Origin of the sequence: Vreelandella vilamensis (genome assembly GCF_031451755.1) — a bacterium.
Taxonomy (GTDB): Bacteria; Pseudomonadota; Gammaproteobacteria; order Pseudomonadales; family Halomonadaceae; genus Vreelandella; species Vreelandella vilamensis.
Window position 1 is genome coordinate 76,300 of record NZ_JARWAN010000011.1, and the last position, 12,608, is coordinate 88,907.

Annotated in this window: 10 protein-coding genes; 3 read left to right on the forward strand and 7 right to left on the reverse strand. The window is 55.6% G+C overall.

The genetic code is table 11. The annotated features are described in order from the left end of the window. Nucleotides 1-94 precede the first annotated feature (94 nt). Together QC823_RS08560 and QC823_RS08565 are read left to right on the forward strand one after the other, a co-directional pair. Nucleotides 95-1,309 carry a cyclopropane-fatty-acyl-phospholipid synthase family protein gene (locus QC823_RS08560; protein ID WP_309655947.1) on the forward strand — a complete coding sequence of 405 codons (1,215 nt, stop codon included), beginning with the start codon at nucleotides 95-97 and terminating at the stop codon, nucleotides 1,307-1,309. Beyond that, a complete protein-coding gene (locus tag QC823_RS08565) occupies nucleotides 1,309-1,836 on the forward strand; it encodes a DUF2878 domain-containing protein (RefSeq protein WP_309655927.1) in 528 nt (175 codons plus the stop codon). Before QC823_RS08560 ends, QC823_RS08565 begins: the two co-directional genes overlap by 1 nt. Nucleotides 1,837-1,909: 73 nt before the next feature. Here the strand turns inward: QC823_RS08565 and QC823_RS08570 are convergent, their stop codons facing one another. Continuing rightward, nucleotides 1,910-3,772 carry a putative bifunctional diguanylate cyclase/phosphodiesterase gene (locus tag QC823_RS08570; protein WP_309655928.1) on the reverse strand — a complete coding sequence of 621 codons (1,863 nt, stop codon included), beginning with the start codon at nucleotides 3,770-3,772 and terminating at the stop codon, nucleotides 1,910-1,912. A 394-nt stretch (nucleotides 3,773-4,166) separates the two neighbouring features. On the opposite strand from QC823_RS08570, the gene nhaD reads away from it, so the two are divergent. Further along, the gene (gene nhaD, locus QC823_RS08575) at nucleotides 4,167-5,645 is read left to right on the forward strand and encodes a sodium:proton antiporter NhaD (RefSeq protein WP_309655929.1); all 1,479 of its coding nucleotides are present in this window, start codon (nucleotides 4,167-4,169) and stop codon (nucleotides 5,643-5,645) included. 148 nt (nucleotides 5,646-5,793) lie between these two features. Here nhaD and QC823_RS08580 read toward each other — a convergent pair whose 3' ends face one another. The 6 genes from QC823_RS08580 to cysQ form a co-directional block, all read right to left on the reverse strand. Then, nucleotides 5,794-7,200, reverse strand: a complete 1,407-nt coding sequence (locus QC823_RS08580; RefSeq protein WP_309655930.1) for an MBL fold metallo-hydrolase RNA specificity domain-containing protein — start codon at nucleotides 7,198-7,200, stop codon at nucleotides 5,794-5,796. Nucleotides 7,201-7,243: 43 nt separating this feature from the next. Beyond that, complete coding sequence (fliD, locus tag QC823_RS08585; RefSeq protein WP_309655931.1) at nucleotides 7,244-8,653, reverse strand: flagellar filament capping protein FliD; 1,410 nt, start codon at nucleotides 8,651-8,653, stop codon at nucleotides 7,244-7,246. A 268-nt stretch (nucleotides 8,654-8,921) separates the two neighbouring features. Next, entirely contained in the window at nucleotides 8,922-10,292 is a 1,371-nt protein-coding gene (gene fliD / locus QC823_RS08590; protein WP_309655932.1) for a flagellar filament capping protein FliD, read from the reverse strand. A gap of 306 nt (nucleotides 10,293-10,598) precedes the next feature. Next, entirely contained in the window at nucleotides 10,599-10,955 is a 357-nt protein-coding gene (locus QC823_RS08595; protein ID WP_309655933.1) for a hypothetical protein, read from the reverse strand. Between the two features lie 80 nt (nucleotides 10,956-11,035). After that, nucleotides 11,036-11,650 (reverse strand): hypothetical protein, encoded by a 615-nt coding sequence (locus QC823_RS08600; protein WP_309655934.1) that lies wholly within the window; start codon nucleotides 11,648-11,650, stop codon nucleotides 11,036-11,038. Between the two features lie 71 nt (nucleotides 11,651-11,721). Then, nucleotides 11,722-12,498, reverse strand: coding sequence for a 3'(2'),5'-bisphosphate nucleotidase CysQ (gene cysQ, locus QC823_RS08605; protein WP_309655935.1), 777 nt, complete (start codon nucleotides 12,496-12,498; stop codon nucleotides 11,722-11,724). Nucleotides 12,499-12,608 lie beyond the last annotated feature (110 nt).

Consider the following 12,608-nt stretch of genomic DNA (forward strand, 5'->3'; position numbering starts at 1 on the left):
GTCCCGCTCGTCGACGACATCGACCACCGCTTCTGCGCTTACGAAAGACGCAGCTGCACCGGCTGCCAGCTCATCCGCCGCGCCAACAGATCGTATGACGCGCTGGTTAAAGCCGCGCTTACTCAAGCAGCTCGATGCCTTTCAGGGCGGTCACATTACCCTGATTGAAGGCACGACACGCCACCGCCTCGGCCAGGGTGGGGCGTTGCAAGTCACGGTTGTCATTCGACACCCGCGTGCCTGGAAACGCATGGCCTTCGGGGGAACGATCGGGGCTGCCGAGTCGTACATGGATCAGGATTGGGACGCCGACGATCTTGTCGCACTAATACGCCTTTGTGCCGTGAACTTAGAGCAGGTCAATCGCAAGCTGGAAACCGGCAGCGCGCGCTTTACCCGCTGGCTACTCAATAACGCTTACCGTTTTCAACATAATAGCGTCGCAGGTGCCAAGCGTAACATCGCCGCCCATTACGACATTGGCAACGATCTATTCTCAACGTTTCTGGACCGCGAGCATTGGATGTATTCCAGCGCCGTGTTTCCTTACCCGGATGCCAGCCTAGAAGAAGCTTCGACCTACAAGCTCGACTTGATGCTAGAGAAACTTGACGTTCGCCCCGAGCACCACTTGTTGGAGATTGGCACCGGGTGGGGCGGGCTTGCCCTGCACGCTGCCAAAACCCGTGGCTGCCACGTCACCACCACCACCATCTCACAGGAACAACACGCCCATACGGCGGCGCGCATCAAAGAAGAAGGCTTAGGACATAAAATCACCCTGCTCAAGCAGGATTACCGCGAGCTTAGTGGCACCTACGACCGGGTAATCTCGGTAGAGATGATTGAAGCCGTGGGCCATCAGTATTTGGATACCTATCTTGCCAAAATTGACAGCCTGCTAGCGGAAGATGGCTTGGCCATGCTGCAAGCTATCACCATTCGCGACCAACGCTTTGATGCGGCAAAACGCGATATGGATTTCATCAAGCGCTACATTTTTCCCGGCGGCTTCCTGCCTTCACACCACGCCATACTGAAAAGCCTCACGCGCAAAACGTCGCTCAATATGGTGGCGCTTGATGAGATTGGCCAGCACTATGCGCGCACCCTGCGCGAATGGCGCCACCGTTTTGAGGCGAACCTAGAAGCCGTGTCCAACTTAGGCTACGACGAACGCTTTGTGCGCATGTGGCGCTACTACCTATGCTATTGCGAAGGCGGTTTTTTGGAGCGCTCCATCGGCACCTGCCATTTACTGATGGCCAAACCCCAAGCCAAACCGGTACCGCTGACAGGAGCCCTGTAATGGCGACAGCGCCTCCTTCTTGGCGCGCGCTGCTCGCCAATGTGTTGCGCTTTGAAGCGGGTTGGCTTTTGTGCGTATTGGGAGGCTCGTGGGTGGCACTGCTAGCAGGAAGCGCCCTGATCGCCTGGCACTTACGCGTGATGGCAGCCCCCGGGGAGTGGCGTTTGCTTCTCGGCTTCGCGCTGCTCGGGCTTGCGCTCGACGGCGGCTTGGCGCTGTTAGGCGGGTTTGATTTCAGCGGCCATACCCGGTTGTTCGGCTTGATGCCGCTATGGCTATGGATGCTGTGGCCACTTTTTGCCACTTTGATTCTGCACTCGCTGCGATGGCTGTGGCGCTACCCGCTACTGGCGTTTTTGGGTGGTGCGGTAAGCGGCCCCCTCTCCTATTACGGTGGCGCGATGCTAGCCGATGTTGCAATAACGCCTTGGCTGCTGCCCACGCAGGCGGTTATTTGGGGCACCCTATGCGTGATGCTGGCTCGCTACTTCCCCCGTTTTTCCCCACGCTACGACCTGTCACCTTAAGCTTCGTGTTTAGGTGCTTAAAGCGTATTTAAGAGATCGATGTTTAAGATATAGATGTTTGAGAGGTCGATGTTTAAGAGGTCGACTGGGCTAATGAAGCCTCCGCGTGCCCTGACGCATTACGCAACCAACGTGTTTCTAATTCCGGCACCGGCAAAGGGCGAGAAAAATAAAACCCCTGTACGATGCCACAGCCCGCGTCAACCAAAAACTGGCACTGCGCTTTGGTCTCAACCCCTTCGGCGACTACGTCCAGGCCCATGCCTTCCGCCATGGCAAGCACCGCTTTAACAATCGCCGAATCGGCTTGGCTTTCGGGAAGCTCACGGATGAAGGCGCGATCCAGCTTGACCTTATCCACTGGCAGACGCTTGAGATAGGCCAACGACGAATAGCCGGTGCCGAAATCGTCAATCGCAATCGGAAAGCCTTGATCGCGCAGCGCTTTCAGCCTTGGCCCCATATCGCCGGCGCGCTCATCTAAAAGCACCGACTCGGTAAGCTCCAACCCGATTTGCGCCGGGCGCAAGCGGTAGCGCTTCAAACAGCCCGCGAGCTGACTCTCCAGATCCCCATGAAACAGCTGCAAGGCGGAAATATTGATCCAAATCGTGACCTTAGGCATTGCGCTATTTTGCCAATGCGCTTGCTGCGCGCAGGCTTTCTCGATCACCCACGTACCAAGCTCCGTCATCAGGCCGTGGCGTTCCGCCAAGGGGATAAAATCACCGGGAGAGATCATACCATCGCGCGGATGGCGCCACCGCAGCAGCGCCTCCATCCCGGTGAGCTCACCCGAGCCTGGGTGGTGCTGCGTCTGGTAATGCAGCTCCAACTGATCCCCAGAGACCAAGGCCGCGCGCAAATCGCTGACCAGCGCCAATTGCGGGTTATCCTGCTTATCCAGCGCCGGGCGAAAGCGCAGGCTATGGTTACGCCCCAAGCGCTTGGCGCTATAAAGCGCTGACTCTATGCGTTGGAACAGCACGCCGGAATCTCGCCCATCCTCCGGGGCGCGACAACTGCCCACGGTAATCCCCAATCGTAGCGACTGCTCGCCAATTTCAAAGGGGTTGCTCATGTGCTCGCGAAGATCCGCCACCCACTTATCATGGTCATCAAAGGTCGTCGTGCGGATCACTAAAAATTCATCGCCGCCGAGGCGCCCTACCACACCGCCCGCCGCGTAACTCGCCAAACGCTGGGCAAAACGCGCCAGCAAGCGATCACCTTGCTCAATCCCCAACCCGTCGTTAACGGTTTTTAAGCCGTCGATATCGACCAAAGCCAAATCCAAGCTCTCTCCGGCGCGCAGGTGGCGCACCCGCGACGCCATTAAATCGTGCAGGCGTCGGCGGTTGGGCAAGCCGGTGAGCGGGTCTTCGTAGCCGATGCGGCGTAAATCCTGCTCGCGGGCTTTCTGCGCCGAGATATCGGTAAATAAGCTAATAAAGTGCGTAATCTCGCCGCGTTTATTGGTCACCGCGCGCACTTTCAGCCATTCAGGGTACTCATCGCCGTGCTTGCGCCGATTCCACATCTCCCCTTCCCAGCGGCCGGTGCTTTTCAGCGTGCTCCAAAAGGTTTGATAAAAGGCTTTATCGTGGCGGGGCGCGGCTAGGGTTTCAAGCTTAAGCCCGACCATTTCGGTGCTCTCATAGCCGGTAATTTCGGTGAATGCCGGGTTTACCGCCATCACACGATTGTCCGCATCGCTGACCACCACGGCATCGCCCGTGAGGCTAATCACATCTTGCGACAGCTGCATATACACGCGCTGCTGACGCACCAGACGCCACGCATCCCAAATCCCCACTACGACAAAAAAGGCGGCGACCAAGCGTAAAAGAGCATCAGGGATCCACACACAAGCGGGAAGCGCCACCAGTGCCACCCATACGAGCGGGCGATTATTAAGAGAAACAGTTGGCCACATGAACGTACGTGATCCCTAAAATTAATGGCTGCCCCGCCTTAACGGCTTAACCGTATCAGTAACCTGGACGCAGCAGAGGCGAAAGCGTATTAGATTAATAGTGCGTTTATTGTGTATAAACAGTCAATCCAACGTGATACTTATTGTTACCTAGGACATGTTATCGGCGGATAGGCGAAAAACTACAGCGCGGCAAATTGCCGCAAATACAGAACGCAATAATTGCTAAGACACCATTGCACAAACGACTAACTTACTAAAAAAAGACACGATCACGCAGCTATAAACTGATTTCGTTCGTTTTTATTCTGTATTGCGCTGCAGTATAAATTGCTAAACTAATGCCGCTTTTTCACCCTCCCCTTGACGCTTGACTGAAAGGAAAAACGTCGCCATGACTAAGTTGTATACGCCATCAAGCCAGCCGCGATCTCTTCGCCGCTGGCTTTTTTCGTTGGCTACACTGCTGTTCTTTTTTAGCCCCAGCGCTTTCGCCGTTACTGGTGAACTCGATCTCACCAGTAGCGGTGTGGGCTTTTTTGCTGTCGCGATCTTCGTTTTGGCCTACATGCTGGTCATGGCCGAAGAAAAGATCCACATGCGCAAGTCGAAACCCGTACTCGTAGCCGCCGGTATCATTTGGGGCCTGATCGGCTGGGTGTACGTCCAAAACGGTATGTCGACAGATTCCGAGCATGCGTTTCGCATCACGCTTTTAGAATTCACCGAGCTGATGCTGTTCCTGCTGGTCGCCATGACATACATCAACGCCATGGACGAGCGCAAAGTCTTTGATGCGCTTCGCTCGTGGATGCTACGTAAGGGCTTCAGCTACCGCCAGTTATTCTGGCTCACCGGGGGCCTGGCGTTTATCCTCTCGCCGATCGCCGACAACCTGACCACTGCGCTGCTGATGTGCGCCGTGGTCACCAAAGTGGCCGAGGGCGATAAGCGCTTCATCAATATGGCGTGTATCAATATCGTCGTGGCCGCCAACGCCGGCGGCGCCTTTAGCCCCTTCGGCGATATCACCACACTGATGGTATGGCAGGCAGGCATGGTGGAGTTTCAGGAGTTCTTCATCCTGTTCTTACCGTCGCTGGTCAACTTCCTGATACCGGCGCTGATCATGAACTTCTTCATCAAGGACGCCAAGCCCGAAAGCGTCTACGAAGATGTCTGGCTCAAGCGCGGTGCACGGCGCATTATCGTGCTGTTTCTACTCACGATTGTCACCGCCGTTGCCTGCCATACGTTACTGCACCTGCCGCCAGTGCTCGGCATGATGACCGGCCTTGGCTACCTGCAATTCTTCGGCTTTTACCTGCGCCGCAGCTTGCCGCGCTCGTTGGAGCGCAAGCGCGAGCGCTACAGCCGCCGCGGCGATAACAAGAAACTCGAGCAGCTAGGTAGTGTCGTTCCGTTTGACGTCTTCAACCGCGTTGCCCGCGCCGAGTGGGATACGCTGCTGTTCTTCTACGGGGTCGTGATGTGCGTGGGTGGTTTAGGCTTTATGGGCTACCTCTCCTTGCTCTCAGAGGCGCTTTACATCGGCTGGAACGCCACCGCAGCGAACATTACCCTCGGGGTTGTTTCCGCGTTGGTGGACAACATTCCGGTGATGTTCGCGGTACTGACCATGGAGCCGGATATGTCCCACGGTCAGTGGTTATTGATCACCTTGACCGCGGGTGTGGGCGGTAGCCTTCTATCCATCGGCTCCGCCGCCGGCGTCGCGGTGATGGGGCAAGCGCGTGGAGCCTATACCTTTATGGGCCACCTGCGTTGGACCCCGGTGATTTTCCTCGGTTACATCGCCAGCATCATTGTCCACATGTGGCTGAATGCGGGAAGTTTCGGCCTATTTAGTTAAACGGTCAGGGCTATTAGGTTCACCCGCTCTACCCCGCGACAAGCTCGGGATGAGCGGGTTCAGTGACTTAGGATGAAAAAAGTGAATTCCGTTCACACTGAGCCTGTCGAAGTGAGCCTGTCGAAGCGTGCACTTCACTCCCGCTCGACTACTCGGCGTTAATCACCTCGACCTCACGCCCTTTACGCCGGTAAAGCGCTTCCAGCTCGCGTTTTAGTGCCGCGCGTGCGTTCTGCTCGCCGTGCACTAGGCGAATAGTGTGCGGCCAGCGGCGCATGCGTTTGACGAAATTGAGTAAATCTTTTTGGTCCGCGTGAGCGGAGTAGCCACTCAATGTGGTGATACCTGCTTTGATATCAATACGCTCGCCCTCAATCTCGACCCAGCCACCTCGCGGGCCATACGCTTGAATATCGCGCCCCGGCGTGCCCGCCCCTTGATAGCCCACAAACAATACCTGATGACGAGCGTCACCCAGCATCGCGCTGAGATAGTTCATGATGCGCCCCCCGGCGCACATGCCGCTAGCGGCAATCACCACCGCCGGCCGGCCAGTTTTAGCCAGGTACGCCACGGTTTGCTCGTGCGCCGCATGGCTTTCCACCGTGTAGAGGTTCTCGAAACTGAGCGGATGGCGCCCACCACGCAGGCGGCGCTGAGCTTCGGCATCCCAGTAGGGTTTGAGTGTGCGATAGACGTCGGTAAAGCGTGCCGCCAGCGGCGAATCAACGATAATTTCCAGATCCTGCCATGCAAGCGCGCGGCCACGTGCCCCGCGCTCTTGGTGAATAATCGTCTCAAGCTCGTAAAGAAGCTCTTGGGTGCGGCCGATACTAAACGCCGGCACCATCACCGTGCCGCCGTTGGCAAGCGCCTGTTCAATGGCCGCTTTGAGCGTCGCCCGACGTACGCGGCGGTCCGGGTGGCGACGGTCGCCGTAGGTGCTCTCCAGCACCAGCTGGTCGCAGCCGTAAGGCGATTTGGGTGCCGGCAGCAGCGGCGCATAGGGCGCGCCTAAATCGCCGGAAAATACCACCCGCGCTTTCTCGCCTTGCGCGTTTTGATGCGAGACTTCCACGTAGCTCGAACCCAGAATATGCCCGGCACGCTTGAGTTTCACGCGGGTAGTCATGTCGCCGGCGTCTACTACCGTGTGCCACTGCCCGTAAGGCAGCGGCACCAGTTGGCGCTCAAGCTGGGCTTGAAACTGTTCGATCAATCGCGCGTTGCGGGTGAAACCGATTTTGAGGGCATCTTCAATTACCAGCGGCAACAGCGTCGCCGACGGAATCGAGCAAAGTATCGGCCCGGCAAACCCCGCCGCCAGTAAATACGGCAGCCGCCCGATGTGGTCGATATGCACGTGAGTGACAATTAGCGCGTTAAGCGTGCTGATATCAAAATCGACGTTAAGCTGCTCAAAGCTATCTTGCGCTTCGTCTTCGCCTTGGAAGAGGCCGCAGTCAATTAGCATTGAATGGTCATGGTTGAGAATTAGCTGGTGGCAGCTGCCGGTGACGCCCTCGGCGCCACCGTGGTGGAGAATATCGAGCATGGAAAGTCCTTTTCCGAGATGTGCCGCTTATTTAGCACGGCGATTACTTTTTACGACCCAGTGCCGCGTCTAGCGCGTCGAACTGCTGGTTCAAGTAGGTGCTGGTCTGGTTCATCTGCGCAATCATCGAGTCGAGCTGGCCGAACTGCACCCGATAGCGCGAAATCGTGCGCTCGATACTCTTCTCCATACGTTCGTAACGGGCATCCAGGCTTTCGATGCGGTTTTCCGCACCGCTAATCGCAATACCCAAGGTGCCAGTATCGCCCGTCAACTGTTTGACGGTAGTGCTCAGGCTATCGGCCAAGCCGTTTTCACCGTCCACGCCGGCGAAAAAATCACTCAAAGCATTTGGGTTATCTTTGGCAAGATCGCTAATCGCGCCTTCGTCTATTTCCAGTGTGCCATCACGCTGCAGGGTAATGCCCAACTGGTTAAGCGTGGAAAATTCGCCGCCGGCGACGCCGCTTGTCAACGTGCTGCGCAACCGCCCTTCAATGGTGCGCACCGCACTATCGCCCACCAGCTCGCCAGCGGTTTCCTGATCACCGGAAAACGTCGTCAACGAGCCAATCGTGCCTTTCATTTCATTGAAGGCTTTAACAAAGCCGCCGATAGCTTCACGGATTTTTAGCGTATTGCGCTCGACGGTGACGGTACTGCTTGCCGTTTCGTCCACGCCAATATTCAGCTCGCCAAGGTTAAGGGTGACTCCCTGAATCGCGCCTTTGACTTCGTTACTATCGCTGGTGATGTCTATGCCATTAACAGTTAAAGCTGCGTTTTTGCCGCTGATAGCAGTGCCACTTGTCAGCGTTTGGTTATCCGAATCGGTTACATCGATAGCTGTTGCTCGGTCATCCCCAGCGTAGAACGCAAAACCTTTAATCGACGCATGGTCGCCAGTCTCGCTTGAACTTAGGGCCAGTCGGTAATCTGTGCCATCGAAAATCACGCTGGCATTCACCCCCGCGTCTTTCTTGGCATTAATGGCATCACGGATCTCTTCTAGGCTGCTATCCGCCGCTATCTCAATGGCGATGCTCTTTTTACCATTAAACGTAAGCTCCAGCTGCGTTGCACCGTTAAGCGTTAGCGCTTCGCTGGCATCTGCCACCCCGCTAGAGGCGAGGGTGCCGCTGGTAGCAAGCTGGGCGACTTCCACGCGATAACTGCCCGGCAGCGCGTCCGCGTCGGTGGTGGCGGTAATCTCATCGCCGCGCACACTGGCCGAAAGGCTCTGGTAAAGCTTGGGGTCTTTTAGCCCATCGACGGCCTCTTTCAGCCCATCCAGGGAAGACTGGATTTTGCCGTAAGCGGAAATTTTGGCATTTTGCTGCTCTTGCTGACGCGTAATGGGCGCAAGCTTGCCGCGCTCAGCGTCTTTTAGCTGATCAAGCAGGCCATTAAGGTCTAGGCCGGAGCCAATACCGAGAGAGGTTATTGTCGCCATACTGGAATTCCTCAGTGTTCAAGGCTAAACCCAACACGTATTGCGCTTCGCCAGCATAAAAGCGGACAGTGCGCACTGTCGGTTAATTGTCGTTAGTTTTACTATCGACTAAAAAGACGCTATCTTTAGCGCCTTTTTGTTCTTTAAGTGTAACAGCGGATAGGCGAACACAGCACTTTTTTCCTCATCGCCCACTGCCATAGAGCAAAAAGCCCGCTCATGAGCGGGCTTTGGTGGGCTTACTGGCCGGTTAGGCTATCGGCGTTGATCAACCCGCACTCATTTGCGACTCTAGCGCGGCAAACTGGTTAGTCAGGTAGTCGCTGGTCTGGTTCATTTCGGCGATCATGCCGTCAAGCTGACTAAACTGCTCGCGGTAGCGACCAATGGTCTGCTCAACCGACTGCTCCATACGCGTATAGCGATCACCTAATGACTCCACCCGATTTTCAGAGCCGTTAATGGCCCCCTGAACGGTGCCATAACTGCTCAGCATTTGGCCGACGCTTGTGTCGATTTGCTCAGCCAAGCCGGTAGCGTTCTCGCCTCCGGCGAAGAAATCCGATAACGCCTGTTGTTCGTTAGCGATCACGTCGTCCAAACGCCCTTCGTCCACGGAAAGCGTGCCATCAAGTTCCAGCGAAATACCGATATCGCTCAGCATCGAAAAGCCATCACCGCCCGCGGCAACACCGCCGCTTAGCGCGCTGCGCAACGTCGACTCAACCCTACGGACCGTGTTGTCGCCGTTTAACTCTCCGGCCTGCCCGGTTTCTTGATTAAAGGAGGTCAGCTCACCGATAGAAGTTTTAAGCGAGTTGTAGGAATCCACAAAGCCTGTCACCGCCTCACGCACTGCCAAGGTATCTTGTTCAACAGAAACCGTGCCGGTGCCTTCGCTTTGCAGGTTCAAGGTCACGCCTTGAATCGCGCCCTCTACTTGATTGTTAGCGCTGGTGATGGTGATGCCGTTGACGTCCAGGCTCGCATCGGTACCCGCTTGGTGGGTATTGTCGGTGTCGGAGGTGAAAGGCGCTGGCTCCGCACCATCAAACGAAAAACTTGAGATCGAAGCATCTGCGCCGGTTTCACGCGAACTCAGCGCCAAGCGAAACTCATTGGTGCCGCTGCCGTCGTTAATAATGGTCGCGTTGACGCCCGCATTTTCATCGGCGTTGATCGCATCGCGGATATCTTCAAGCGAGCTATCTGCTGCGATGGCAACATTTCGCGTCGAACCATCGCCAAAGGTAAACTCCATCTGCTGGGCATCAGTGCCAGAGATCGGATCTTCAGCATTATCAACGCCATCTGATGCCAACGTGCCGCGCGTGGCAAGCGAGGTGACGTCAATGTTGTAGCTGCCCGGCATCGCCGTTTCATCCGCGGCTGCGCTTACCGCTTCGCCGCTGGTGTTGGTAGAAAGGCTCTCGTAGAGCGAAGTATCGCCTAACGCACTGGCGCTGCTCTGAAACTCAGAAAGCGCGCCTTCTAACTTGCCATAAGCGGAAATCTTGGTCTGCTCGGTCTCTAGCTGCTGCTCAATGGGTGCTAGCTTTTCGCGCTCTGCGCTACGCAGCTGATCCAGAAGACCGTTAAGGTCAAGCCCAGAGCCAATGCCAAGTGATGAAATCGACATACCAACTATCCTTTTTTTCGCGGTGCGACTTCTTCTGCCAAGCCACTGACCCGCTTCTACTAAGCCACACTGACAAACACCGGCGGAGCGTAATATGGTGCATTCGACGCCTGATGCGCCCTGCTCAATTAACTCATACTGTAAACACTCGGCGTTGTGATTGCGAACTTGACCCTAAGTGCCACTTTTTATGTATCAGCATGTAACGTCAGCTGGCGACGATTCATCACAACGACCCATCACAACCATCCATCACAACCATCCATCACAACCATCTATGGCAACTATCCATAGCAACCTATCCACTTATTGCTCCGCTTGGGTTAGCGCTTGTAGTCGCTGGTAAAGCGCTTTTGCGCTTTCAACGGCGGTTGTCTCGTGGGCATCCAGCGTTAGGTAAATGTCTTGGCGCTTATCTTGCGTCACGGCCTCTAATTCGCTCTGGTAGCGGTTTAGCAGATGCTCCAGGTTCAGGCGAATCATCATAAGCTCTAGCTCAAATTCCGATTGCAGCGACTCATAGCGCGCCTTATGCTCCGCCGTTTTGCTCGCGTCCACCAACACTTTGAGTGTCGTGCTCACTTCTTTTTTCATGGTGTTGAGTTTAGGAACGAGGTCATAAACCACCTCATACGCGGAAATATTAGTAACAGCTTGGCTCACAACGCCCCCAGAAACGGCAAAAAATATCAGCGTTACCGAAAATAGCACATCACGACTAGGTTATGAGGAATGGAGTTCATTCACACCTTCGCGTTGCCATCGATAACGGCCTGAAGACCGCTGGCCGTCACGGGTTGCTTTTCCGCATCTACCACCTTGCCACCGGCACGGGCGAGCTCTTTTGAAAGATTCACCAAACGTACCAGCTGCAGCTTGTTGGGGGTGGAGGTGCTGCTTTTTTTCAGCATCTTCACGCTGACGCCTTTAATCGGAAACTGACCGTTATCATTATTAAAAGACGGTAGCCGCCCCGGTGGGTACGCATTGGCAATATAAATCGGGTTGCGCGGCGATTCGCCTGCCACGGTGAAGGATTTACTGCTGCTCTCATACACCGCGCCTGCGGCACCAAGCAAAATACCCAGGCGCTCATTTAGCGCAAGGGTCGGGTCGTCAAACATCACAAAAAGCCCCCAAGCCCCCGCGTTTTCATCCACCAACACGGGGGAATCAACGTCAGGGGTTGAGGCTTTAGCCACACTGCCTGCTTGCTTGCGGGGTGCGCGCTTACGAAAGCCGAAACTTAAGTTCAGGGACTCCCCCGTGAACAGCAGGTAAATCACTACCAAGCCGCAATTAAGGCTTACCCAACCCGCCAAAATCGCGATTAAAAGCGGGAGTGTTGTCGGATCCATGACGTTCTCGATATTAAGTGACACGTTATTGTCGCCGACAAAGCGGCTCAATAACATTGAGTTATATCATATTAGGTTTTTCCGTAACCCCACACCACAAAGTCCGGGTTGAGTGTCTCGCTTGGTGTGGCGTAAGAAAGCGGCTCACCTTGCAGCGTTACCACTCGACCACCCGCCTGCTCAACCACCGCTTGCGCGGCACCGGTATCCCACAAGCAAGTTGGCCCTAAGCGCGGGTAAACATCGGCCTTGCCTTCGGCAATCACACAGAGTTTCAGCGAGCTGCCCAGGGGCCGAATAGTGTGCTCGCCGAGCTTTTTAAGCCAACCGGCAAGCGCCGGGCTAGCGTGCGAGCGACTCCCCATCACGCGCCACGGCGTATTGGCATCGGGCTTTCCGGCCACGTGCAGGGTATGGCGCACGCCATGTTCATCGATTTTAACCGCACCAACGCCTTTTGCCGCCAGATACGCCGTGCCTAACGCGGGCGCGACCACCACGCCCAACACAGGCTTACCCTGTTCGATCAGCGCAATATTAACGGTGAACTCGTCATTGCGCTTAATGAACTCTTTAGTGCCATCAAGCGGGTCTACCAGCCAATAGCGGCCGTCCACATCCGGCCCGGCAAAGCCCTGTACATCTTCTTCGGATAACACCGGTATACTCTGCGGCAATGCATCAAGGCGATTCATGATAATGTGATGCGCGGCTTTATCCGCCTCGGTTAGCGGGCTTTTGTCTTCCTTTTCTTCCACGCTAAAGTCGCGCGCATATACCGCCATGATGGCATCACCCGCCTCGCGGGCAATGCCTTCCACGGTATCGAGTAAATCGTTTATATCCATCGTGTTTTCCTCTCTATTCACCCGCGCCTGACAAGGAATACTTTCAACACCATACCCGCGAGCCACCCTACCCGCCACCGTCAAAGCAATGGTGAATGATGACGTTTTCT